This window comes from Desulfosarcina cetonica JCM 12296 (assembly GCF_001311845.1).
Lineage (GTDB): Bacteria > Desulfobacterota > Desulfobacteria > Desulfobacterales > Desulfosarcinaceae > Desulfosarcina > Desulfosarcina cetonica.
Genome location: NZ_BBCC01000012.1, coordinates 1 through 24,245, shown reverse-complemented (window position 1 = coordinate 24,245; position 24,245 = coordinate 1). Strand labels below are relative to the sequence as shown.

General features: G+C 56.1%; 27 protein-coding genes, 2 tRNA genes and 3 pseudogenes. 30 read left to right on the top strand and 2 right to left on the bottom strand.

Annotation, left to right across the window (positions count from 1 at the left end):
• The first annotated feature begins 245 nt into the window (after window positions 1-245).
• The 5 genes from hpt to JCM12296_RS04465 all read left to right on the top strand — a co-directional run bounded on the left by hpt (window position 246) and on the right by JCM12296_RS04465 (window position 5,195).
• Window positions 246-767, top strand: coding sequence for a hypoxanthine phosphoribosyltransferase (gene hpt, locus JCM12296_RS04480; RefSeq protein ID WP_054690393.1), 522 nt, complete (start codon window positions 246-248; stop codon window positions 765-767).
• A 15-nt stretch (window positions 768-782) separates the two neighbouring features.
• Window positions 783-3,050, top strand: a complete 2,268-nt coding sequence (locus tag JCM12296_RS04475; protein ID WP_083455824.1) for a DUF3426 domain-containing protein — start codon at window positions 783-785, stop codon at window positions 3,048-3,050.
• Window positions 3,051-3,127: 77 nt separating this feature from the next.
• A tRNA-Met gene (locus tag JCM12296_RS04470) sits at window positions 3,128-3,204 on the top strand.
• A gap of 118 nt (window positions 3,205-3,322) precedes the next feature.
• Window positions 3,323-3,544 (top strand): hypothetical protein, encoded by a 222-nt coding sequence (locus tag JCM12296_RS37845; protein ID WP_157067373.1) that lies wholly within the window; start codon window positions 3,323-3,325, stop codon window positions 3,542-3,544.
• Window positions 3,545-3,731: 187 nt separating this feature from the next.
• Window positions 3,732-5,195: an HDOD domain-containing protein gene (locus tag JCM12296_RS04465; protein ID WP_054690388.1), complete on the top strand. Its 1,464-nt coding sequence runs from the start codon at window positions 3,732-3,734 to the stop codon at window positions 5,193-5,195.
• A gap of 108 nt (window positions 5,196-5,303) precedes the next feature.
• Here JCM12296_RS04465 and JCM12296_RS04460 read toward each other — a convergent pair whose 3' ends face one another.
• Window positions 5,304-5,681: a hypothetical protein gene (locus JCM12296_RS04460; protein ID WP_054690385.1), complete on the bottom strand. Its 378-nt coding sequence runs from the start codon at window positions 5,679-5,681 to the stop codon at window positions 5,304-5,306.
• A gap of 451 nt (window positions 5,682-6,132) precedes the next feature.
• Between JCM12296_RS04460 and JCM12296_RS04455 the strand changes: the two genes are divergently transcribed.
• From JCM12296_RS04455 to JCM12296_RS47040, 13 genes and pseudogenes are all read left to right on the top strand, one after another.
• Complete coding sequence (locus JCM12296_RS04455; protein ID WP_054690380.1) at window positions 6,133-6,564, top strand: cyclic nucleotide-binding domain-containing protein; 432 nt, start codon at window positions 6,133-6,135, stop codon at window positions 6,562-6,564.
• A gap of 71 nt (window positions 6,565-6,635) precedes the next feature.
• Window positions 6,636-6,929 (top strand): HDOD domain-containing protein, encoded by a 294-nt coding sequence (locus JCM12296_RS04450; RefSeq protein ID WP_054690377.1) that lies wholly within the window; start codon window positions 6,636-6,638, stop codon window positions 6,927-6,929.
• A gap of 151 nt (window positions 6,930-7,080) precedes the next feature.
• Entirely contained in the window at window positions 7,081-7,521 is a 441-nt protein-coding gene (locus tag JCM12296_RS04445; protein ID WP_083455823.1) for an HDOD domain-containing protein, read from the top strand.
• Between the two features lie 118 nt (window positions 7,522-7,639).
• Complete coding sequence (locus JCM12296_RS04440) at window positions 7,640-8,044, top strand: DnaJ family domain-containing protein (RefSeq protein WP_246803979.1); 405 nt, start codon at window positions 7,640-7,642, stop codon at window positions 8,042-8,044.
• Between the two features lie 12 nt (window positions 8,045-8,056).
• Entirely contained in the window at window positions 8,057-8,248 is a 192-nt protein-coding gene (locus JCM12296_RS04435; protein WP_054690371.1) for a hypothetical protein, read from the top strand.
• On the top strand, window positions 8,221-8,547 hold the full coding sequence (locus JCM12296_RS04430; RefSeq protein ID WP_157067372.1) for an SHOCT domain-containing protein: 327 nt from the start codon (window positions 8,221-8,223) through the stop codon (window positions 8,545-8,547). Before JCM12296_RS04435 ends, JCM12296_RS04430 begins: the two co-directional genes overlap by 28 nt.
• A 266-nt stretch (window positions 8,548-8,813) precedes the next feature.
• Window positions 8,814-9,104 carry a D-alanine--D-alanine ligase gene (locus JCM12296_RS48880; protein ID WP_306303959.1) on the top strand — a complete coding sequence of 97 codons (291 nt, stop codon included), beginning with the start codon at window positions 8,814-8,816 and terminating at the stop codon, window positions 9,102-9,104.
• Window positions 9,101-9,765: pseudogene (locus JCM12296_RS48875) on the top strand (D-alanine--D-alanine ligase family protein). Before JCM12296_RS48880 ends, JCM12296_RS48875 begins: the two are co-directional and overlap by 4 nt.
• Window positions 9,766-9,780: 15 nt before the next feature.
• A pseudogene (purD, locus tag JCM12296_RS50155) lies at window positions 9,781-11,030 on the top strand (phosphoribosylamine--glycine ligase); the annotation flags it as partial.
• Window positions 11,031-11,096: 66 nt separating this feature from the next.
• Window positions 11,097-11,600 carry a 5-(carboxyamino)imidazole ribonucleotide mutase gene (gene purE / locus JCM12296_RS50150; protein ID WP_422698550.1) on the top strand — a complete coding sequence of 168 codons (504 nt, stop codon included), beginning with the start codon at window positions 11,097-11,099 and terminating at the stop codon, window positions 11,598-11,600.
• A 75-nt stretch (window positions 11,601-11,675) separates the two neighbouring features.
• Complete coding sequence (locus JCM12296_RS04415) at window positions 11,676-12,227, top strand: L-threonylcarbamoyladenylate synthase (protein WP_054690366.1); 552 nt, start codon at window positions 11,676-11,678, stop codon at window positions 12,225-12,227.
• Between the two features lie 49 nt (window positions 12,228-12,276).
• A tRNA-Leu gene (locus JCM12296_RS04410) sits at window positions 12,277-12,363 on the top strand.
• 286 nt (window positions 12,364-12,649) lie between these two features.
• Window positions 12,650-12,784 (top strand): hypothetical protein, encoded by a 135-nt coding sequence (locus JCM12296_RS47040; protein ID WP_281491925.1) that lies wholly within the window; start codon window positions 12,650-12,652, stop codon window positions 12,782-12,784.
• 447 nt (window positions 12,785-13,231) lie between these two features.
• On the opposite strand, the gene JCM12296_RS04405 is transcribed toward JCM12296_RS47040, so the two are convergent.
• Window positions 13,232-14,131, bottom strand: a complete 900-nt coding sequence (locus tag JCM12296_RS04405; protein WP_157067371.1) for an alpha/beta hydrolase — start codon at window positions 14,129-14,131, stop codon at window positions 13,232-13,234.
• Window positions 14,132-14,510: 379 nt separating this feature from the next.
• Here JCM12296_RS04405 and JCM12296_RS04400 point away from each other — a divergent pair, with 379 nt between their 5' ends.
• The 12 genes and pseudogenes from JCM12296_RS04400 to JCM12296_RS04350 form a co-directional block, all read left to right on the top strand.
• Window positions 14,511-14,711, top strand: a complete 201-nt coding sequence (locus JCM12296_RS04400; protein ID WP_054690361.1) for a cold-shock protein — start codon at window positions 14,511-14,513, stop codon at window positions 14,709-14,711.
• A 169-nt stretch (window positions 14,712-14,880) separates the two neighbouring features.
• The gene (locus JCM12296_RS04395; protein ID WP_054690358.1) at window positions 14,881-15,258 is read left to right on the top strand and encodes a hypothetical protein; all 378 of its coding nucleotides are present in this window, start codon (window positions 14,881-14,883) and stop codon (window positions 15,256-15,258) included.
• The gene (locus JCM12296_RS04390) at window positions 15,258-15,920 is read left to right on the top strand and encodes a hypothetical protein (RefSeq protein ID WP_054690355.1); all 663 of its coding nucleotides are present in this window, start codon (window positions 15,258-15,260) and stop codon (window positions 15,918-15,920) included. The genes JCM12296_RS04395 and JCM12296_RS04390 overlap by 1 nt, the downstream gene beginning before the upstream one ends.
• A gap of 118 nt (window positions 15,921-16,038) precedes the next feature.
• On the top strand, window positions 16,039-17,142 hold the full coding sequence (gene mtnA / locus JCM12296_RS04385; RefSeq protein WP_054690352.1) for an S-methyl-5-thioribose-1-phosphate isomerase: 1,104 nt from the start codon (window positions 16,039-16,041) through the stop codon (window positions 17,140-17,142).
• A gap of 24 nt (window positions 17,143-17,166) precedes the next feature.
• Entirely contained in the window at window positions 17,167-17,643 is a 477-nt protein-coding gene (gene ahbB / locus JCM12296_RS04380) for a siroheme decarboxylase subunit beta (RefSeq protein ID WP_054690348.1), read from the top strand.
• Complete coding sequence (locus tag JCM12296_RS04375; protein ID WP_246803978.1) at window positions 17,633-19,024, top strand: B12-binding domain-containing radical SAM protein; 1,392 nt, start codon at window positions 17,633-17,635, stop codon at window positions 19,022-19,024. The genes ahbB and JCM12296_RS04375 overlap by 11 nt, the downstream gene beginning before the upstream one ends.
• Window positions 19,025-19,033: 9 nt before the next feature.
• Window positions 19,034-20,515, top strand: coding sequence for a hypothetical protein (locus JCM12296_RS04370; RefSeq protein ID WP_054690342.1), 1,482 nt, complete (start codon window positions 19,034-19,036; stop codon window positions 20,513-20,515).
• 396 nt (window positions 20,516-20,911) lie between these two features.
• A pseudogene (locus JCM12296_RS50145) lies at window positions 20,912-21,145 on the top strand (FHA domain-containing protein); the annotation flags it as partial.
• A gap of 500 nt (window positions 21,146-21,645) precedes the next feature.
• Window positions 21,646-21,915, top strand: coding sequence for a protein kinase domain-containing protein (locus JCM12296_RS50140; protein ID WP_083455821.1), 270 nt, complete (start codon window positions 21,646-21,648; stop codon window positions 21,913-21,915).
• Complete coding sequence (locus JCM12296_RS04360; protein WP_054690336.1) at window positions 21,857-22,471, top strand: protein kinase domain-containing protein; 615 nt, start codon at window positions 21,857-21,859, stop codon at window positions 22,469-22,471. The genes JCM12296_RS50140 and JCM12296_RS04360 overlap by 59 nt, the downstream gene beginning before the upstream one ends.
• Entirely contained in the window at window positions 22,468-23,220 is a 753-nt protein-coding gene (locus tag JCM12296_RS04355; protein WP_083455820.1) for a PP2C family protein-serine/threonine phosphatase, read from the top strand. Before JCM12296_RS04360 ends, JCM12296_RS04355 begins: the two co-directional genes overlap by 4 nt.
• A partial coding sequence (locus tag JCM12296_RS04350; RefSeq protein ID WP_157067370.1) for a serine/threonine-protein kinase occupies window positions 23,217-24,245 on the top strand: 1,029 nt, incomplete at its 3' end. The genes JCM12296_RS04355 and JCM12296_RS04350, both read left to right, overlap by 4 nt.

The window sequence follows — 24,245 nt, the reverse complement described above, 5'->3', positions numbered from 1 at the left end:
ATGTTCCGAATCGATGTTGAATACCGGTTGAGGCGAAGGGCGTTCGCCTTGGATGAGGGCAGTCGAATGTCCCGCTCTTTCGCCTCAGTCTTTTGTCTTATAGCCAGACTGCTGGCAACACCCGCGCAAACCCATTGACTTTAAGACGTTGTTTGAAAAACCCGAACTTCTCAAACAGCTTCTAAACCCTCTGCCCTTACGGTTCACCGTGCTTGCCAGCCATAAACCTGAACTGAAGATTTCATATGCCTGAATTTATTCCCGTTGTTGAAAAAGAGGATATCCATCGCCAGATTACCCGTGTCGCGGCCGCCATTTCGGCCGATTATGAAGGTCGTGAGCTGATTCTGATTGGTGTGCTCAAGGGCGCTTTCATCTTCCTTGCGGACCTGGCCCGCTGTTTGACCCTCGAAAAAATTAAGATCGATTTTCTTCAAGCTTCTAGTTACGGTGCCGATACTGTATCATCAGAAAATATCGCCCTTAAAAAGGATGTTGACCTTGATATCCGTGGTAAAGATGTATTGTTGGTCGAGGACATCGTTGATACCGGATTGACCCTGACCCGTTTGATTGCCCATCTAAAAGGGTTCGGACCGCGCAGTGTCCGCGTTTGCGCCATGATCGACAAACGTGAACGACGTAAGGTGGCTGTTGCGGTCGATTACGCGTGCAGTACGGTAGCCGACGGTTTTCTTGTTGGGTACGGCTTGGATTACGCCGAGAATTTCAGGAACTTGCCCGAAATCTACCATATGAAACTTTAGTCAGTGAGGGGAGCTATGATTATCACCTGTAGCACGTGCAGTACCAGTTTCAATCTTGATGACAAGATGATCAAACCTACTGGTTCGAAGGTCAGATGCTCGGTCTGCGCCAAGGTGTTCACCGTTTACCCACCGGAATCCCCCGCATCTCTGGAAAGCGAGCCCGAACCAACAGCGCCGGCGGTCGCAGACCCCGCTCCATCGGCGCCGCCTGAACCACCTGCGTCAGATGCCTCCCCTGTGGCCGAGGAACTGGATCTTGAGTTCGACATTGAAGAAGATATGGCTGCGCCGGCCGCAGCCGATAACGCTTCCAGCGCATCACTTGATCTGGATTTGGATGATGAATTGACGGACATTTCCCTCGATACGGAATCGGCATCTGATTTCGATTTCGCCGAAGACGCAACCATGGAGAGCGATGCAACCATGATTGCCAGTATCGATGAAGATCTTGATCTGGATCTCTCCCCGGTACCCGACGACGCTGCGGATGACGTAACGATGATTGCCGATCTTGATGTGGATGCCCTCGAGTTGGATGATCTTTCCCCGGATTCAGCCGACGCGGAGGGAGGGGGGGCACCGGACGAAAATGGCGGAGGCGGGTTCGATGACGAGCTGGACGACCTCGAACTGACGCTGGATCTGGAGGCTGATGAGAATTCTCCGCCGGCCATGGATGCCGGAAGCGGCGCAACGGACACGCCTTCCGATACGCTTGTGTTGGACCTTGATCTGGAGTTGGACGACGAGGCACCGGCGGACCGACCCGCCGAGGAGAACCTGGATTTCCCCGATGACCTTACGCTGGCCCTGGATTTGGAAGACGGCGAGCTGGAACCGGCCGAATCATCGAATTCCATTCCCGAGCTTTCCGATGACCTGGATCTCTCCAGTTTGGAAAGCCTGCTGAGCGATGACGCGCCGCAAGAAGATGCGGCCACCGTGGTCATTGGGGATGAAGAGGACCTGGAACTCTCTTTCGATGATGAAACGACACCCGAACCGACGCTTGAAATGGACGAACCCGGGGGCGTTGAAACGGCGGCCGACGAAGCAGGTCCGGCAGATCTTGCCCTGGATGACCTCGAACTTTCCCTGGATGGGGACGGAGACGCGTTGGAATCCATGGAGATGGACGATGCGGCCGACCAGGAGATCGATCTTTCTGAAATCGAGAAGATGCTGGAAGAGCCGGAAGCGGGGGATGCCAAGTTTACGACCCTGCCGGAGCAGGACCTTGATTTGGATATCGAGGCCAGCCTTGAGACCGAGAAATGGATGTCTGGAGGCGAAAATAAAGAGCCTGTTGTCGTAGATGAAGAACTGGATCTGTCCGATTTGGAACAGGCTTTGGAGGATGTCGATGTCAATGCGACCGACGATTTGGAAGAAGAGCCGGAACTGGAATTGGATTTCGACGCGGATCAACCCGTTGGCGGTGCTGACGAAACGGTCGCCATGGACAATGAGCTCGAATTTGATCTCTCTGACTTTGAAGAAAAATCTCCCGGTGTTGCCGCCGGTGCTGAATCCGATGACATGGCGCTCGATTTTGAGCTGGAAGACCGCGATAAAGCGGAGGAGATACTTGATGACGAAGGCCTAAGCGAGACGGTTACCGTCGCCGAATCCCAAGCCCAAGCCGAGAAAAATCATGTGGTGCCGCCCATGCCTGCTGCTGCGCCTCAACCTGCGGGAATTCCGGAACCGCCCCTTGCCGCTGAACGGCCCAAACCGGTGAAAACCGGTGCAAACAGGTCGTTGATTATCTTGCTGATCGTGCTTTTAGTGGGGCTCTGCGGGTTTGCGGCACTGTATTTCATGAGCCAAAGCGGCATCCAGATTCTCTTTATTAGCGATTACCTGGGACCCAAGGTGCAGGATCCCGGCAACCTGGAGCTGTCCACATATGATATCAACAGTAAGTTTGTTGACAACGCCAATGTTGGCAAGATCTTCGTGATTTCAGGCATGATAAAAAACGGGTATGCTGACAACCGTGGGATGATCAGCCTGGTAGGCAAACTTTTCGCCAAAGGGAAAACAGCGGTCAAGCAGGAGAAGGTCTATGCCGGAAATGTGATGTCCGACCTTGAGTTGGCCAACCTGGCGTGGGATAAAATCCAGGCGCGGCTGGCCAACCGCCTGGGTGACAACCGCAGCAATGTAAAAATCGAGCCGGGACAATCCGTCGGCTTTATGGTGGTTTTTTCCAATTTGCCCGATGACTTGGAGGAGTTCACGATCGAGGTGGTCGGGTCGACGTCGCTCAAATAAAGCTCAGTTTTCATCTTGACTAACCGCTATTGAGCTGTTAATAGTCCGCTGTCCTTTCGGGGGCACCCAACATTATTGGCGATGTAGCTCAGTTGGTCAGAGCATGCGGCTCATATCCGCAGCGTCCGGGGTTCAAATCCCTGCATCGCCACCAGACAATACTTAACCCATTGATGTCACAATCAATGGGTTTTTTATTGGGGGCTTGTAGATTAAAAGACACTTTGCCTTGATGATCTTCAAAGATGTTTGTGGATCATGAAACGTAACTTATGATCCACAAGATGCTTTGTGGATCAAAGGTGATCTGCAAGATCGAAGTACGAGTCAAAAGTGGTGGATTTGCCAGCCACGCTGCAAAACATGGAATCCGGGCGCATATAGGGATCGCAAACGGTAGAAATTTTGCAACCCGACGACCATTCTATATTAATGAAATCATCTGGTTACAAGCTCAAGCAGAAGCCCTGTACCGCCGCCAGACAATGTTGTGAAATGGACAAGGTAAAATGTGTCCCGATCTCGTCGTTGTTTTTCCTGACCCTGGGGGCTTTATGTTTGTCCGTCGCTGGCCGATAACTAGTCGTAAGCCGGAAGCCGTGATTCCCTCGAAAGGTGGATCGCCTGCAATGGTCTTCCGTGGCGTCTATACCCATATTTTTTTGGAGGGTCAGCAGCCTCATGAATTCGGATTCGCCGCTACAAAAATTGTTGGAGGAGATGCGCGCCAAGGGTAACCTGCCGGCCCTCAATGAGACGGTCCTCGAGATTTCACGTTTAGCAAAAAACAGCGAATCCAGCGCACCCGAGCTGGCGGCCGTCATCATGCGGGATTGCGGACTGGCAAGCAACCTCCTGGCCACGGTCAACTCTTCCTATTACGCACCCCGTTTTCCCATCAAGACCATATCGGCGGCGGTGACCTACCTGGGGTTCGATAAGGTGTATCTGCTCTCCCTGGGGCTTGGCCTTTTCAGGAATACCATGGCCAGCCTGCAATCGCAAAGTCTGTTAAAACTGTACGCGATTTCCTATTTTTCAGGAACCTTGGCCATGGCCTTGGCCAAGGCCTACAGCCATGCCGCGCCGGAGGAAATTTTTCTTGCCGGATTGCTCTACCGGTTGCCGATACTGAGCCTGGCCAATACGTTTCCCCAGCAGTTTGTTGAAATGGAATCTCGTGTCAATGAAAAAGAGTTGCCCCTCAACCAGGCCTGCTTCGAGGCTTTTCAGGTGCATTATGATGATATTTGTGATGCTGTCCTGTCCATGTATCACTTGCCCGATGATGTCGAGCGCATTATCAACCGGGGCAGGATCTCGCGAGAACCCTTGACGCTTCTGGTGGAAGTGTCGGCAAGCCTGGCAGCGATGTTCTTCGGGGATCAACCCGGCGGAAAAGATGCCCTTCACGCCGTTGAAAAAAGGGTCCGTAAGCTTCTTGATTGTCCCACTTTTTCCATTTTGGAGATGATTCGCCAAACCTTCGAAAGCGACGGCAACATTAAGCACTTTTTCAATCTTGGGATCGAGGATATTGAAATCATGCTGAACCTCCTGGCATGGGGAAAGGCCAATCCCATGAAGGTTGTCACGCATCTGGATTTCGGTTCTTCATTGGAGACAGCGGCCGCTACGGAGACGCCTGATGCGTTGATCGGCCATTTTCTCACGGAATTGGCTCTGTGCCGCAAACGCGGCGGAGAGCTCAATCCGGTGCTGATGCTCGCCCAGGAAGCCCTGTTTCGTTGTCTGCCCGAAAGCGAGATCTTCCTGGCCTTTTTGAGTAAGGACAAACAGCAACTGCAAGGGCGTTTTCATGTCGGCAACATGCTGCCGAGAAATGCACAAGCCTTCATGGTTTCCATGGATAACATCGAATCAGCCATCGTCCGCTGCCTGAAGACGCAGGCAGCGGACGACTGGCAACGCGGGGAATCCGGCCTGGGCTTGCCCTTTTGCCCTTTCGGACAAATGCCGTTTCATTTTGTCTATATGGCGCCCATTGTTGTCCAAAAACAATCCATCGGGCTGTGTTTTGTGGGGCGCTCCAACGACAATGCCTTCAACGAGCGGGAGTGTGTCTGGGTTGACCAGATCGTGGGGCAGGTCGCAGCGGCGTTTGCCACCACACAACGATCCTGATACGGCACCCAGCCCGCTTACAAGGAGGCTTGTCATCCATTTTGAGAATCCTTGATAAAGCGGGCTGGGTGGTGGAGAATAGGGCGGGTGGGGGAATGCAGCCAGCCCCTATGATTCCGACTCTTCGGTATTTTCCCGGTTGATATTTTCGCTGATGAACTCTGCCAGCAGTTTGCCGCCCTCAAGATCGTGTTGGGTGGCGAATTCTGTTCCGCAAACCCAACCCGGTTGGAAAAAGAGTCGATTCTCAGGGTCGATGAACTGAGAAATATGTTTGGGAATGCCAGCCACTTTAATGGGGATATGGCCGTTGACCGTCATGGGCGCGATCGGAGTACCCAGTTCGATTTCATCCGGGGCATCGATCAAAAAACCAACGCCGTATTCGTTGATATTGAAGATCCGGTAGCTCTTTCCATTGATGGAAAGGGTCAGATCCTTTGCATGAAAACGGCGCCTGCGTCTGTTTCCCAACAGTTGGTCCATATCCACCTCCTTTTGTATCCGGATTGTTTGGTTTTCCCAAAGGTCCGGACGTTGGGGTTCAATGCAATAGTTTCTATATCGGATGAAGCGGCAACGACCTTTAGTTCAATGTGCCGGTTTCATCTTCCTGCCCCTTTAGATTCCATACGGATATTATCCTACCGCTGCTATCGGCGCATGTCGAGTGCCGGTTTGCCGATGGATCAATGCCATCGACGTTTTTCATGCACCAAGTGTTTATGAAATAAGATAACTGGACGATAACACGATTGTACGGAGAGTTCCCGACGCTGGAGGATGCATGTCAACAGTTCAGCGGCCCGATGGATTGTCGGCTGCCATCGTCAAACCCGTATTTATTGTTTTTTGTACGCGTTCATAATCGGTCCGTGGTGCTGAACAAGATACGACTATCATTGACTGCCGGCTGTGTTGCCAAGGACACTAATCAATGGGTAGCTCGCTTGCCGAAAAACTGTCGATCATCAACCGGCTCAATTTTTTCAATCCGTTTACCCCGGCGGAAAAACAGCAGGTTGCTTCCGAAGACGCTCATTTTCAAGTCTATGATAAGGGCGAAATGCTAATTCGGAAGGGCAGTAGTGACCAAAGTCTGTTAATTATTCTCAGTGGTACCGTTGCCGTTACCGAAGAGTCCGGTGATACGGTGATCGCCATCCTCAGGGCCGGAGAGATTTTAGGCGAAATGGCTTTTCTGACCGATACGCGGCGTACGGCCCATGTTGTCGCCCAGGAACCGGTGATTACCCTCAAGCTCGATCGGCCGATGTTCGAAAGCTTGCCAGCAACGATCCGCGAAAAATTTAAAGATCGCATTATCGAAAAACTGGTGGCGCGCTGGATACGGCCAACCGCGCGTTAACGCGTTATCGTAGCGCCGCCAACGGGACGATTGCCGCGCCGTCGGGACCGTTCAGGCCCCCGTCCGTTTCAATGCCCGAGGATTCGATCGAACCGATGTTCCTGTCCGGCCGGAAACTGATTCGCAAGATCGTTTCGAGTACCGATGCCCTGCCGGCCATGCCGGAAGTGATGTTGAAGGTTCAGAAGATGTTGCGGCTGCCGACGACCAGTCCGGCGCAAGTGGCCAAAGTGATCGAAACCGATCCGGCCATGGTGGCCGATGTCCTGAAAGTATCCAACTCCGCCTATTACGGATTTCGCGGAAAGGTTTCGACCATTCAGCACGCTGCCTCCATGCTGGGTACCGGCGGCTGGCTGAATTGATTACGGCGGTCAGCGCGGGAAGTGTTATGGGCTCGTCCATGGACGGGTACAAGCTGAAATCCGGAGATCTGTGGCGGCACGCCATTGCCGTGGCGGTGATGGCCAGCGAAATCTCCTCGGCCATGATGTCGGATTCCGCTGAGAGTGCTATATGGCGGGGTTGTTGCATGATGTGGGCAAGATCATTCTCGACCCTTATATCCGTGAACGCAAGGTCCTCTTCGACCGGTACATGGAAACGTATCCGCAAAAATGTGTCCGGGATGCCGAACGCGACATCCTGGGGTTCGACCACGCCATGATTGCCGCAGTGCTTTGTGAAAACTGGGATATTCCCCGACCGATCGCTTTCGCTATCCGGAACCATCATCAACCCGGGACCACCGGTGATCATCAGCTGGCCCATATTGTCCATCAAGCGGACGTTTTGGTATCCCGGGCAGGGCTTGCGGGCAGCGCCGGCTACGCACCACCGGAAATCCATGACAACAGCCAGTCCGTTCTTTCTTTACATCCAGATATCCTGCAGCAGATACTCGAAAAAACCCTTCAGTATTTGGATGGCCTCAGTGATCGCCTGTTTGCGGCCTAACCGGTTGAACGGTTGCATTTCCTGTCGGTTTTGTCCTAATTTTAACCCTTGAAATCCGCCTTGCCGGTATAATATAGTCCTGTCGGTTGTCCGCCGGCATGGGGACGAATGGACAGATTTGACATCCCACAAAAGTGACGCCATGTTTCCCGGTTTTGAGAAAATCATCGAGTCTAGAATAAAAAAGGCCCAGGATGAGGGCGCTTTCGAAGACCTTCCCGGCAGCGGTCAGCCGCTTCAGTTGGAACATGATCCGCACATTCCCGAGGACTTGCGGCTGGCCCACAAGATTCTTAAAAACGCGGATTGTTTGCCACCGGAGGTCCAACTGCGTAAAGAGATCAAAACGACCGAAGAACTGCTGACCGGAATGACCGATACGGGCAAGAAGCACCGGACCATTAAAAAACTCAACTTTCTGATCATGAAACTCAATTCCATACGAGGCGCGAACGCGGCCCTTGATATCCCTCAGCGCTACTATGCCGATGTGGTCGAGCGTATCGAGAAGGATGAGGCATAAGCAGGTGTAAGCATGTTTGGTAAACGGAAAGAAGGCGACGGCCTGGTAAAAAGCGTCATGCTCGCTTACCTGATTCTCGCGTTGCATCTGCTGCTGATTGCCGGCATAGCGATTCTGGTTCTCTTTTTCCGGGGTGTTGTCAACTACATGCTCTGGATTGTTTTGGGGGGATTGTGGTGGCCGGCCTTTCCGTATTCCTGTTGATTCGACGGATGCGTGCGGAAGGAAAATCACTGCGCGAAATGTTGCGCAATCCCATGTTTAATGGGCGATCCGTCGAGGTAAGCCTATTGGGGGGCATGGCCACGGTCAAGCTGGGGCAGCCATCTCAACTGCCGGCTATTGGCCATGATGCGGTGGTTGATCTGCCGCTTCTTGAAGACCCGGAATCCTCCAGCAACCAGGAGGTCTCTCAGTTGGCGGAATTGGCCCGCTTGCTTGAAAAAGATCTTATCACCGTGGAAGAGTTCAATCAGGCCAAGCGTCGGTTGTTGAATCTCTGATCCGCCGCCCTTCGTTTCTGTTGTGTTCACACGAGAAGATTCCTGCTCCAGAAATAACCATTTGGCCCGCTACCGGAGCTGCATGGCAAATTTAACTACAGAAATATCAACCCGATGCCTTCGGTTAAATTTACCACGTGCCTTGATTTTGACAAACTTTGCCTGTTTCTGAACGGACGCCATCAAAAAGGCCTGAAGGGTCAAGGCCCGCAAACGCCCCGCCGCCAATTGTTATGAGACGATCGCCATGAAAGGATAATCCAACCATGCAAAAAAAAAATATTGCCCTGATCTACGGTGGCATATCATCGGAGCGGGACGTTTCGCTGAACAGCGGCAGACAGGTCCATGATGCCTTGGACAAGGAAAAATATGCGATCCAAACCTACGATCCGGCGACGGACATCCCCCGTCTGGTGGCCGATGCCAATAAGATCGACTGCGCATTGATTATCCTTCACGGTCCCTATGGCGAGGATGGAACGATTCAGGGGCTTCTGGATTTACTCGATATCCCTTACCAGGCACGGGTGTTCTGGGTAGCGCCGTGGCCATGAACAAACTGCTTTCCAAACAACTCTATGCACTCGCCGGGTTAACCGTACCGCCCTATGCCGTGATTCGCCGGGGAGAGGATTCCGACATGGTCGCCCTCGTCGATCAGCTCGGTCTGCCGCTGGTGGTCAAACCGGTGGAAACCGGTTCCAGTGTCGGCATGTCCATTGTGCGTGACGCCAAGGACCTGGCGACCGCCGTGGAAAAAGCCCTGGATTATGGTCCCACCGTTTTGATCGAAGCCTACATCCAGGGAACGGAGATCACCTGCGGCGTGATGGGTAACGACGATCTGGAAGCCTTGCCGCTGATCGAAATCATTCCCGGGAAAGATCATGAGTTTTTTGACTATACGGCAAAATACGAACCCGGCGCCAGCCAGGAGATCTGCCCGGCGCGGTTGGATGTCGAACTGACCCAAAAGGCCCAGACCTGTGCCCTGACGGCACACAAGGCGCTTTTTTGCCAAGCTACAGCCGCACGGACATGATTTTAAAGGACGGGGCGTATTATATCCTGGAGACGAACACGATCCCCGGAATGACGGCCACCAGTCTTTTTCCGCAATCGGCCAAAGCCGCCGGAATGACCTTCAGCCAATTGCTTGACCGGCTCATCGAACTGGGAATCCGTGCCCGGCGTCGCCGAACGACCCGGGGATAGCCCGTTTTTCATCCAATGCCTGGCGGCGGACCCGCCGGCTACATCACAAGAGGGAGATGGCATATGAATGTGTTGGTTATCGGTGGCGGCGGCAGGGAGCATGCCCTGGTTTGGAAAATTGCCCAAAGTTCCCGGGCGAAGAAAATTTACTGTGCACCGGGAAATGCCGGCATTGCCCGCCTGGCCGAATGTGTTCCGATTGGCGCCGCCGAAATCGACAAACTGTTGGCGTTTGCCCGCGACAACAAGATCGATCTTACCGTGGTCGGCCCCGAGGATCCGCTGGCGGGCGGCATCGTCGATCAGTTCGAGGCCGCCGGGCTGCGGATTTTCGGCGCCAGCCAGAAGGCCGCGCGTATCGAGTCCAGCAAGTCTTTTGCCAAGGCAATCATGCAGAAATACGGCATTCCCACCGCCAAGGGAGAAACCTTTACCCGTTTTGCCCAGGCTGAGGCGTATGTCAAGAAAATCGGCGCCCCCCTCGTCGTCAAGGCCGATGGCCTGGCCGCCGGAAAAGGGTGATTGTCTGTAGTACGGAGAAGATGGCCCTGGACGCCCTGAAGCAGATCATGGTTGAACGCCAGTTTGGCGAGGCCGGTACCCAGGTGGTGGTGGAGGAGTGCCTGGTTGGGGAAGAGGCCTCCTTTTTGGCCTTTACCGATGGAAAAACCGTTTTGCCGCTACCCTCCTCCCAGGACCACAAACCGGTTTTCGATGACGACAAGGGGCTCAATACCGGCGGGATGGGTGCCTACTCGCCGGCACCGGTGGTCGATCAATACCTCCATGATCGGATCATGAACGACGTCATGATTCCCATGGTCAAGGGCATGGCCGCCGAGGGCTGTCCATATAAAGGTGTATTGTATGCCGGTCTGATGATCCAGCGGGACACGATCAAGGTCCTCGAATTCAACGGCCGCTTCGGTGATCCGGAGGCACAGCCGCTTTTGATGCGCCTGCAGAACGATATTGTCCCGTTGATGGAAGCCGTTATCGATGGGTGTCTCGACACCTGCCAGTTGACGATTGATCCCCGGGCCGCGGTCTGTGTGGTCATGGCTGCCGGCGGCTATCCGGAGAAATATAAGAAAGGGATCGAGATCAGCGGGATCGACAACGCCAACCGCATGCGCGATGTGGTGGTCTTCCATGCCGGCACGCAGCTGATGGACAAGAAAATCCTTACCAACGGCGGCCGCGTCCTGGGTGTGACCGCTCTTGGAGAGACGGTGGCGCTGGCCATTCAGAAGGCCTACCAGGCAGTGGCCAAGATCACCTGGGAGGGCGTCCACTACCGAAAGGACATCGGGCGAAAAGCCCTGGTGCGGATGCAGACGCGGCCCCGTGTGGGGATCGTCATGGGCAGCGATTCGGACCTCAAGGTGATGGAGGGCGCACTGGGTATTTTCAAGAAATTCGGCATTCCCATCGAGATGACCGTCGCATCGGCCCATCGCAGTCCGCAACGGGCCGCCACGTATGCGACCACGGCCCGGGAACGGGGGCTCAAGGTGATGATTGCCGGTGCCGGCCATGCCGCCCACCTGGCCGGTGTGCTCGCGGCGCACACCACCCTGCCGGTCATCGGTGTGCCGATCGATTCTTCCTGCCTGCAAGGGCTCGATGCGCTACTGGCAACGGTCCAGATGCCTCCTGGAATTCCCGTGGCAACGGTGTCGATCGGTAAATCCGGCGCCAAGAACGCCGCGATTCTGGCCGTTCAGATCCTGGCTGCGGCAGACGAAGGCCTAACCGCCGAACTGGTCGCCTTCAAGCAGGAGATGGCCGCAGAGGTTGAGAAGAAGGCTGATGCGCTCAGGGGATACCGGTAATTGGCTCCGGGTCGATCCGGTAACCCCCGATCCTGTGGCGATCCGGTCGGCCGTCACCTTGTTGAAACAGGGGGGGTGATCACCTTTCCCACATCCGGGCTGTATGGCCTCGGAGCCGATGCATTGAGTGAACGGGCGGTCCACCGGGTGTTTGCCATCAAGCGTCGGCCTGCGGACAAACCGATGCTGGTGTTGCTTTCCAGCACCGGGGAGATGGATCGTGTCGTTCGTCGGGTCCCCGATTATGCCCGACCGTTGCTGACCCTATGGCCCGGTGGGCTCACCTTGATTTTCGAGGCCGCCGAAGTCGTCCCGCCGGTCTTGACCGGTGGAACGGGAAAGATTGGCGTTCGACTGCCACGGCATCCGGTGGCCAAGGCCCTGACAGTCGGTTTCGGTGGACCGATTACGGGAACCAGCGCCAATATTTCCGGCCAGGCGGCAGCTGCCAGCGCGGCAGAGATCGCGCCGGAGATATCCCGCCAGGTCGATTTGACACTCGACGCCGGGGGCCTCTCCGGCGGGCCGGGTTCCACGGTTGTGGATCTGACGGTCTGGCCGATACGGATCGTCCGCGAAGGTGCGGTGCCCATGGCCACAATTTACCATCTATTGCGTCAGACTTAGCGTAAATTGATTGACATCCTCACGGGTTTTCCTTATAAACCGAACCCATGCCGGAGTGGTGAAATTGGTAGACGCAGTGGACTCAAAATCCACCGGGGGCGACTCCGTCTCGGTTCGATTCCGAGCTCCGGCACCATAAGAAAGATCAGGGAGTTGGCGATCATCCGCTGGCTCCCTTTTTTTGTGGAAAATCGGCGATTGTGCCCGTAAATTTTTGAAGGTATGTGTTCTGCCGTTTTCTTCAACAATTGACTACGCATACGATATCGACTCTACAGATCTGTGATTTGCATATGGTAGTATCCACCTACCACCTACCAGCCAAACGGCTCACATTGTGTCACGCCGTGGTATGTCATATCTTTTCACCAAGCAACACAAACCGCTCAATCAACGAAACAATCAACCATTGAGGTGATACCATGGCCGATAATAGAACGCAGGACTACTTTGACGACCGGAATGAAGGACACGTTGACACCCGCGAAAGAAACTTCGAGTGCGAAAACAAGGACCCGCATCTGGGTTGCGACCCGGGGATCGATGTGGCGGGCTAACTGAAAGGAAGGTGCCCCATGATCGGACTGACACTGACGCTCATCACGTTGGGATACTTTGTCAATCGATGCATCGCCGGTGCCACCTGCAAACTTTGAGGGCACGGTTAACGGCAGAGCTTCGACAAATAGGCGGAAAATGAAAGACCGCTGAAATGGCGGTGATACGGGCAGGGCCTCTAACGGGGCTCTGCCTTTTTCGATTGCTCTGAGCCCCCAAAGACATCGGGCCACCAAATGGCGGCCCGATGAGGAGGAAGGTAGAATGGGTGATCTGTTATGGGGTCGGACGCTCTGGTTCCATGGTAAGGTCAGCAGCGAATCCGTTTGTTGATGATGAATTAGCAGCCCGACCTTACGGGAACATGACCTTTAGATTACCGGATGGTCATCTTGCTGGCTGGCGCATATTCCCACTTTGATTCGACGATATTGAACGGTCAGAGTCTATTCAAAATGCTCAGCAATGAAAGCGCCGAACTCAGCGACTGCCGTCTTTGCCTCAGGCATGGCATTCACATTCAGATGAAATACATGCCACAATTTATCATAAATCTTTAACGTCACATTGACGCCCGCATCTTCGGCCTTTTTTGCAATGCGTTTTGAATCATCCAATAACATTTCGTCCGTGCCAACATGAATCAGGATCGGCGGAAGACCGCTCATCTCAGCATACAGCGGTGATATTAACGGATTCCGGGGATCATGATCACCGATATAGTTTTCCGCCATGATCTTTCCGCCTCGAGCAGTTACCAAAGGATCGATTTTTGAATTGGTTTTGATTGAGTTACCTGTAAACATCAAATCTGTCCACGGAGAAATACATGCGATTGATGAAGGTAAGGGAATGCCTGCATCGCGTATCGAAATTGCTGTGGTCAACGTTAATCCACCGCCTGCGGAATCTCCGGCGATGGCAATACGCTTTCCCTTTAGTCCTTGATTCAGCAGCCAACGATAGGCAGCCGTAGCGTCCTGCAAAGCGGCTGGGAAAGGGTGTTCCGGAGCGAGGCGATAATCGATAAGCAGCACCTTTGCACCACTTGCTTTGGAAATGTGGGCTGCGAATTCACGATGTGTATTCGGCGAGCATACGTTGTAGCCACCGCCATGCAGGTACAAGATGACGATGTCTTCTCGAACTGTATTTGCAGCAATCCATTCAGCGGCCATCCCATCGATCGTTATCTTTTCAACCTGCGTGCCAGGTGGCAGTTTCGCGAATTTTGCGATTTTTTCCATCTTTTTTCTGGTTTCATCAATGGAATCTATCTTGTTCAATTTCGGCGAAATTCCATATTTTGTGATCAGACGGCAAAGGGTGGCGCGTAAACTTGGCATTTTTATTTCCCTATTTGTTCACAAATAATGAGGTGAGGTGGACAATCCATCCTAAAGGATATCCGTCCGGTCTGCAACCCATCCCATACGTCGTCGATTTTGTCGACCACCATCCTGCCGACTGGTTCACATTGCCCCCAACCGTGGAATGCCGGATGTTTTGGTCAGGCCACATGTTTCTCGATTTGATTGCATATAAATTATTACATCCCATTAACAATTTTCTTGATTTCCCATTTTGCCATGCTATTATTTGATCTAATCGAAGGTTCGTTTCAGTTTGGCGAGCCGGTTTCGTTATGAAGGTGGTGGTCATGTTCGCCCAGTGGCACCCTTTATGGATGAAGCAAGAGAAATTTTTCGAAAGGAGGGTGCCAGCATGGTTAACGGCGTAGTAAAATGGTTTAACAGCAGTAAAGGCTACGGCTTCATTGAGCAGGAAAATGGGCCGGATGTATTTGTTCACCACACGGGGATCAATGCAAACGGGTTCCGCACACTCAACGAAGGCGATCGCGTTACCTTTGAGATCGTTCAGGGGCCGAAAGGTCCGGCCGCTGCCAATGTTACTGTTGTTTAAGCATTAGGCCCGGTACAAGTCAAATTGAGGGGGGTGGCGAATCGGCCAGCCCCCTTTTTTTATCTCGTTCCGATCGTTGTCCGTACAATGCCACCTGCCCTTCGACAGGCGATTGACGTTTCTACTGGTCGCCCGGATCCCTTCACCCATTGTCAATCAAGGAGTCCACATGAATTTCGAAGCCATTAAAAAAGAGACGATCATGCTGGTACCCAATAAGGAACCGGCACTGCAACGGATTCCCAGCGAAATCCGCATCGACCCACTCACCGGGCGAACGGCTCGGATCTGCCACTTCATGAAATTGGCCTGGGAGAAACCCGATTTTGATGCTCTCGTCTCGGGCACCGATGCCTGGTGTCCATTTTGTGGTGCGAAGGTCCATCAGCTAACGCCGCAATTTCCAGCGGAGCTGATCGCCGAAGGGCGCATGTGCAAGGGCGACATGGTGATTTTCCCGAACATGGCACCCTATGACAGCATCGGCGCGGTGGCCATCTTCGGTGCGCGGCACTACATTCCCATGACCGAATTCACACCCTCCTGATGGCCGAGGCATTCGGATTCGTCCTGGATTTCTTTCGGCGGGTGGCTGCAACCGGGCATCCCGAAGCCGTCTATCCCATCGTCAACTGGAACTACATGCCGCCGTCGGGCAGTTCGCTGATTCATCCCCACCTGCAAGTGTTTTCCTCCTCATCGGCACCCTATCTGATGCGCCTGGAATTGGATGCGGCGAAAACTTATCTCGAGCAACACGGCACTTGCTACTGGGATGACCTGGTGGCTTTCGAGAAAACCCATGGCGAGCGTTATCTGAAACAAATCGGACGTAGCCACTGGATGACAGCCTATGCCCCCATGGGCGTTGCCGGCGATGTCCTGGCGGTGGTCGAGGGCACCCGTAGTACCCTGGACCTGACCGAAGCGGATCTGATGGCTCTGGCCACCGGCCTTGCCCATGTCATGGCCGAATACGACAAAATGGGTATTTACAGCTTCAATATGAACTTTTTCACCGGTACGGCAGAAGACCGTCATTCCCGTTTCCATTTGCTCTTCTCACCGCGGACCTTTTTCAGCCAGGCTCTGGGCACGCCCGACGTCGCGCCCTGCGCAACCTTTTCAACGAGACGGTTTGCATGGCTTATCCGGAAGAAATCAACACCCTGCTCAAGGCCGGATTCTGACCGCAGCCATCCGCTATAGATTCGGTGGTCATCGGGGCGAAGCATGCACGGGGATTCTTTTCAATGCTCGGGATTTGTGCTAAGCACACGCCATAGCCTATCCCCATGATAACCGTGCGATAAAAAGGGACTGAACAATGAATGTCGATGGCAAACCGATTCGTCCGATCTGGCTGGATGAAGACGGTGTTTCCGTCAAGGTGATCGATCAGCGGCAGCTTCCCCACCGTTTCGTGGTGGCGGATTTGAAGACTGTGGATCAGGTGATTCATGCCATCCGCGAGATGTTCGTGCGCGGCGCGCCACTCATCGGCGTGACCGGTGCCTACGGGGTGATGATCGCCGCTGCCCAGGCCCGGGATGCGGCCGATGTCCTGGTGTCGGTTCAGGAGGAATGCGTGCGTCTCAGGGCGGCGCGTCCCACGGCGGTGAACCTGGCTTGGGGGGTCGATCGGGTGCTGGATCGCGTCATGTCCGCCGGACCCGGAGAATCGCTGATTGCCATTGCCCGGGATGAAGCCTCCGCCATCGCCGAGGAGGAGGCCGAAAACTGCCGTTTGATTGGCGTCCACGGCGCCGCCCTGATTGAGGCGATCAGCCGCCAGCGGGGCGGTGGGACGGTCAATATCCTGACCCACTGCAATGCCGGCTGGCTGGCCTGCATCGAATACGGCACGGCCACGGCACCGATTTACGAAGCCTTCAACCGCGGCGTGAAGGTGCATGTCTGGGTCGATGAAACCCGGCCCCTCAATCAGGGCGCACGGTTGACCGCCTGGGAGCTGGGCAAACACGGGGTGCCCCACACCGTGATCACCGACAACGCCGGCGGCCACCTCATGCAGCATGGCCGGGTGGACCTGGTGATCGTGGGCACGGATCGTTCAACCCACACCGGTGACGTGGCCAACAAGATCGGCACCTACCTCAAGGCCCTGGCCGCCCGGGACAACGGCATCCCCTTTTACGTGGCCCTGCCGTCGTCCACCTTCGACTGGACCATGCGCGACGGGGTGAGGGAAATCCCCATCGAGGAGCGCAACCCGGATGAGGTGCGCTACATCCAGGGGCTGTATGACGGGAATCTGGTCCGGGTGCTGGTGCCGCCCGAAAATAGTCCGGCGGCTGATTTTGCCTTCGATGTAACCCCGGCCCGGTTGGTGACCGGTTTCATCACCGAACGGGGCATCTGCGGGGCCAGCCAGGCCGAGATCCATGAACTTTTCCCCGAGCACGAATAGTGCCGGCTGCCGGTGACACCATTGATGCTGACTGATCTTGAAAAGCGGGTAATCGCCGCCATCCAGGGGGACATCCCCATCGTTGAGCGGCCCTACCAAGTACTGGCCGGTTCCTTGGGAATCGCCGAGGAAACCTTTATCGCGGTGCTCCGGGACCTGACCGATCGGGGGGTGATCCGCCGTTTTGGCGCCACCCTGCGCCATCAGAAATCCGGTTATCAGGCCAACGCCATGACCGCCTGGCAGGTTCCCGAAGCGCGTATCGAAGCCGTGGGCAAGATCATGTCATCCTTTCGTGCCGTTTCCCACTGCTACCGCCGCGATCCGGCCGAGGACTGGCCCTACAACCTCTACACCATGATCCACGGCAAGAGCGAGGCGGACTGCCGCGCCACGGCCCGAATCATGGCCAAAAAGGCCGGTGTCGAGACGTATCAGCTCCTGTTCAGCAAGCGTGAGCTGAAAAAGATTTCGATGACCTATTTCCCGGATGCGATCTGACCTCGGACCTGCCGTCGCCAACCCGCCGATGCCTCGATCCAGCGTCCCCCACATCCTCCTGGTCAATCCCTGGATTCATGACTTCGCCGCCTACGATTTTTGGGCCGCGCCGCTGGGGTTGTTCACCCTGGGGGGGATCCTGCGCGATCACGGGGCGCGGGTTTCATTCATCGACTGCCTGGATCGATTCCACCCCCTGCAAACAAAACCACCCATTCCCGGCCAGCGTTGCGGTCGCGGTCCCTATTTGAAGACGATCATCCCCAAACCGGCGGGTTTGGCGGATATCCCCCGCAACTACTGCCGTTACGGCATTTCCCCTGAATGGTTGCGGCACGACCTGACCACCATGCCCACGCCGGATCTGGTGCTGGTCACCTCCCTGATGACGTATTGGTATCCGGGGGTACGCGAAACCATCCAGGCGATCAAGACGGTCCTTCCCCATGTACCCCTGGTCTTGGGCGGCATTTACGCCACCTTGTGCAGCGAGCATGCCGAGCGGCATTGCGGTGCCGATCATGTGCTCAGCGGACCGGGGGAGGGGGCCATTTTGCCGCTGGCGGCCCGATTGACCGGTTGGTCGCCCACGCCCCATCATGACCCGGCGGATCTGGATACGCTGCCACGACCCGCCCTGGATTTGGCCCACCACCTGGCCCACGTCCCCCTTTTGACATCCCGCGGCTGCCCGTTCCAGTGCGCCTACTGCGCTTCCCACCATTTGCAGCCTAACTGTTTGCGCCGCAGCCCGGCTGCGGTGGTGGACGAGATCATCCATTGGCACCGATCCCATGGCGTGACGGATTTCGCCTTTTACGACGATGCCCTGCTGGTGGATGCCGAAAATCATATTGTCCCGATCCTGGACGGGGTGCTGGCGGCGGGTATCACGGTGCGTTTTCATACGCCCAATGCCCTGCATATCCGCAACATCACCCGGCCGGTGGCCGAATTGATGCGGCGCGCGGGCTTTCACACGATCCGTTTGGGGCTGGAGACCACCGCTTTTGAAGGGCGCCAGGCCATGGACCGCAAGGTGACCGAAGCGGAATTCCTGCGGGCCGTGGGCTATCTGCGGGCGGCCGGCTTCCCCGCCGACCAGGTGGGCGCCTACCTGCTGGCCGGTCTGCCGGACCAGGATATCGCCGCCGTCGAGACCTCCATCGCCGTGGTCAAGGCCGCCGGCGTGACACCGGTGATCGCCCATTACACTCCCATCCCCCACACGGCCATGTGGCCGGCGGCCGTGGCCGCCTCGCGCTATGACCTGGCGGCGGATCCGATTTTCACCAACAACGCGATTTTTCCCTGCCAGAGCGAACGCTTCTCCTGGGAGGTGCTCACGCGGCTGAAACAATTGGCCAGCCGACATGCATAAGGATACTTGATGGCGGATCTGAACGTGCTGGTCGAGGGATACGGACGGTTTGAGCAAGCGGTGCGGCAGGTCACCGAAAAGTGGTGCCGGCCTTTCTGCTCCCATTGTCGCCGCATTTGTTGCCGGGTCGATTTTTGTGAGGAGACCCGGCAGAGCCCCTTCTTGTCGCGTGTTGCGGCGCTGTTTTCACCGGCGGCGACCTTCGACCCGGTGCAGGGCTGGCTGTCGGCCAGCGGCTGTCAGCTGCTTGCCGGACGTCCCCCGGTTTGCTATGAGTTCTTATGCCGCGACATCAGTACGGCGGTGGCGATGGATGCTGACCGCCTGCATGCACTCATGACCCTGAGCATGCTGCTGACCCATGTGGGGCGCCGGGCCGTCGGTGGTCGGCATTTGGTGGCGGTGATGCGCGCTGCCGATCTGGCGCGGATCCAACCGGAGCGATTCATGGCGCGTCTCGGTGAAGCGCAGACGGCCTTTCAGGCGCCGTGGCAGTTCTGGACGGTCAATCCGCCTGCCGCTTTCGTCAGATGCTGTCGGTCATCGTTTCCCCCCCTCGTTACGATCAAGGAGATGGATGAGATGAAGGTGATCAAAAAGATTCTGGTGACGGTCGTGATTGCTGCTATCCTGGTTGCGGCCGGGATGTTCGGCTACATGAAATTCAACCGCTGGCATCAGGACCAGATGGCCCTGGGTCAGCAAAAAGCCGAGGCCGAATGCCTTGAAGTGGTCCATCAGTTAGAAAGCGAGCTGGCCCAATTGCGGGCCCAGATCGAAGCCGAGCGCCAAACGGCGCGACCGGGGGACGAGAATTTACCGGCGGTCTTCGGCACGGCGACGCCCGGGTTGGCGAATGTCGGCCAGCCTGTCGACTGCGCCAGCATCGATGGCCAGGTGAAGGCGTTTTTCACCTACCTGGACAGCCGACCCTATTTGGCTTCGCATAACCTCGACGGTGGCAGCGCCGGTTTCTTCCATACGTGCGTATCCCTTCTGATGGCCGATCCGCCGGTCAATGTCGGCGAGATGACCGAGATGTTCCGCCTGGTGAAGAACGTGACCCATTTTTACCGTGTCCTTGGTAAGGAGCGCCTGCTCCTGGCCAAGGATGTGCTGGTCTCGGAGCGGCGGGTCATCGAAGCCGCGTTGTCGGTTTTCTATGCCCATGGGGTCGAATGCGGCAAGCCCCTGCCCGGCGATGCGGCGCCTTTGTCCATTGAGCGGCTGTACGACTATGCCGGGTATTTTCTCAACACGCTGGGCGGACGCAGTTATCTGCTGCGCCGGGAATCCAAAACGCGCATGCTGATCAACTACTATGCAATCCTGATCGTCGACCGGGCCAACGACGAGAAATTCAACCCGTACGGTATTGATCTGAGACCTTATATCGACTACCTTTTTTACGACATTGCCAACCAGAAGGATCTTGCCTACCGGGAGCGTTATCTCACTCGTCTGAAGACGCTCAAGGACAAGTACATGTAAACCGCATGTGGATCATGATAAGCGACAAATTGGCGCTTATATACATGTGCGCGTTCTTCCTCTATCAAGGCGTGTAAGATTGGGGGAAGGAAGAATGTCGTTTTAACCCACCGAGGGAGCCTTCACTCCCTCTTTTTGTTTGAGTCTCCGAAAAACACAACAATAACGGTATATTCCTCTCTCGTTGATCCGTGTCGAACTGCCTTTTCGATATGGCCGGATCAGTGAAACGCCCCGTCGTATCCAAATCAGCGTTCACAAATCAGTGCCCCATTGACTCAGGTTTTGCCCTTATCAACCGAATACTATCTATCAATCAACACGATATAATCCATCAAACCTTGCCTTAAGGCAAGGCACGTTCCCTGATGATACAACCCAATAGCGGAGCATAGCATGCCGGCCATCGTCACGTTTACCTGCATCGAGGGCCCATTGAAGGGCAAAATCTATTCCTTTCAAACCCGAACCACTTTTTTGGTTGGGCGTTCCCATGAATGCCTCATCACGATTCCCAAGTCCGAGGAAAGCATGGAAATTTCCCGCCATCACTGCATGATCGAAATATGTCCGCCTCTGGCGCGGATTCGCGATTTTGGCAGTCTCAACGGAACCTATCTCAACGGCAAACGCATTGGCAGCCGCGGCCCCTCACAGGCGGCGGGAGATCCCAAAGCCGTATCGCCGCAATGTGATCTTGCCAACGGCGACACCATCCGGATGGCCAACATCCAATTTTCCGTGGCTATCGACGCCCCTGAGGTTTGCCGGCGTTGCGGCAAGGAAATACCAGAGAAAGAGAGATCTCAATGTTGCACCGCGGACAACCCGTATGTCTGTGGCGCCTGCCGGGTCAAGGAAATTGCTGAACGCAACCGTCGTTTGGCCGCTGAAAAACAAAAAAAGGAACGGGCTGAGGCGGCCAAACGAAAACCGGCCTACCCAAAAAAGGGGGGTGCGGCCGCGCCCAAACCCGCAACGGTAAAAGCGGCCGGGCCCATCCCGGGGCGGGCAGGCGCGCCGGACATCATGGCCCTTGTGGCGCAAATTCTTGAAAAGGCCCGCTTGGGAGCACCCGATGTCCAAAACATCAAGGGCTATAAAATCCTTAAAACCCTCGGCCGGGGGGCATGGGCGCCGTGTACCTGGCCCAGCAGGAAGCCACGGGCAAACAGGTGGCGCTCAAGGTCATGCTTCCCCAAATGGCGGCGAACAAGGACGCCGTGGCGCGTTTTTGCCGGGAGATGGACAATGCCAAGGCCCTGCGTCACCCGCATATCGTGCAATCGTTCGAATCCGGATTTGCCGACAATGTTTTCTATCTGACCATGGAGGTCTGCAATGCCGGCTCCCTGCAGGATCTTCTCCAAAAAAAAAGGCGGCCGGCTCGCCCTCGATGAAGGTGTCGACCTGATGCTTCAAGCCCTGGAAGGGCTGAAATACCTGCACACGGCGCCGATTCCCAATGTCAAACTGGCCGATGGTCGATATGGGCGCGGAACGGGATTGGTGCATCGGGACTTGAAGCCCGCCAACCTCTTTCTGCACACCGTGAACGGCAAGCCGACCGTCAAGATCGCCGACCTCGGCCTGGCCAAGGCGTTCGATCAGGCCGGGCTTTCGGGCCTCACCATGACCGGCCAGATTGCCGGTTCGCCGCCCTTCATGCCCCGCCAGCAGGTGATTGATTATCTCAACACCCGGCCCGAGGTGGACGTCTGGGCCATTGCGGCGACTTTTTACAATGTTCTCACCGGTGCCTTCCCCCGGAATTTTCCTCCCGGCAAGGATATCTGGCTGGCGATCCTGCAAAGCGATCCAGTGCCGATCCGCCAGCGCAATCCAGCCATCCCGCCAAAACTGGCGGCGGTCATCGATCGGGCCCTGGTGGACAAGCCAACCATCGGTTTTTCTTGCATCGCGGACTTTCAGCGGGAAGTTCAAGGCGCCCTATGATGCGATATGCCGGCCTCACCGATCCCGGACACCTTCGGGAACACAACGAGGATGCCTGGCAGGTTTGCTCGCTGACATCAGGCCACATGCTTTTCGTCGTCAGTGACGGCGTCGGCGGACACGCCGCCGGCGAGATTGCGTCGCGCATTGTTGTGGAAACCCTTCCTCTGCTGCTGGATCCACGGATCAGTCGGGATACGGACGTCATTGCCCAAAAGAGGGCCATGGAAGAATCCCTGGCGGCATTGAGCTATCAAGTTCTCGCCCAGACCCGCCAGATGCCGGGTGCCGCAGGGATGGCCGCCACGGCGATTTGCGGATTGCTCGCCGATGGCATGCTCGTCCTCGGGCACATGGGTGACAGCCGTTGCTACCGGCTTCGGGACGGCATCCTGCAACGCCTGACGAAGGATCACACCGTGGTGCAGATGCTTTTGGATCTGGGAGAGATTGCCGCCAATCAACTGATCGGGCACCCGGCGGCGGGGCGGCTGACCCAGGCGGTGGGAATGGATCAGGAGCCGCTTCCCCATATCTCCGCCATCGCACTTAATCCCGCCGATATTCTCTTGTTTTGCTCCGACGGCTTGCACGGCATGATCGATGACGAGAAAATTACGGGGATTCTCTCCTTGCGGCAGAAACCGAAAAATATTTGCAAAACGCTTCTAAACGCCGCGCTGGAGGCCGGTGGCCGAGACAATATTACCGTTATTGTTGTAGAAATTGAAAAAATGGAGAACCAATGAAGGCTGAAGAACCGATTCCCATCAACTGTCCCGGGTGCGGACAAAAAATAAAGGCGGTCTCGGCCTCGTACCGGGGGCGCCAGGGCCGCTGCCCGGCGTGCCGGACAACCTTTGTGGTGGATATCCCATGCCGGCTTATCGCCTTGGGGCCGGGCGTGCAGCCGGTCCAGGACACGGCGGATCCGGAATCCACGCGGCTGGCGCCATCAGCCCCCCCAACGGAAGCAACACAGCTTTCCTCGGCGACCCCGCTAAAGGTGTCTGATCCGGAGGCGACGCGTTTGGCGGGTTTGCAACCGGCCGCTGCGCCGGAACCCAAATCACCTTCGATCGAAGAAAACGATCCCGAGGCGACGCGCTTGCATGCGGTCTCTCCAGAACCGGCGGAAGCCGCTGGGGAAGCGACCGTGCCACTGGTCTGGCGGCCGGGCGACCTTATCCTGGATACCTACCGGGTCGACGCGGTGCTTGGCCAGGGTGCCTTCGGGACGGTGTACAAGGTGCGCCACCTGGGCTGGGACATGGATCTGGCGGTCAAGACGCCCAACCCCGAGGCCCTCGAGGCCCACGGTGCTGAAATTTTTACCGGCGAGGCCGAGACCTGGTCCGAGCTGGGACTGCATCCGCACATCGTCTCCTGCTACTATGTGCGCAGCCTGGGCGGCGTTCCGCGGGCCTTTGCCGAATTCGTGGACGGCGGCAGTCTTCAGGAGATGATTCAAGCGGGCCGGGTGGACGCGCTGGGGACCAAGCTGGACATCGCCATTCAGTTCGCCTGGGGCCTGGCCTACGCCCATGGGCGGAATCTGGTGCACAAGGATGTCAAGCCGGCCAATGTCATGCTGACCACGGATGGTCGGGTCAAGGTCACCGATTTCGGTCTGACCGCCGCCAAGGGGGCCTCAGACAGTGGGCAAGAGATGGTGATCGGCGGCGATCGCACCGTGCTGGTGGACGGTGCTGGCTGCACGCCGGCCTACGCGGCTCCCGAGCAACTGGCCGGCGAGCCGGTGTCCCGGGCCGCG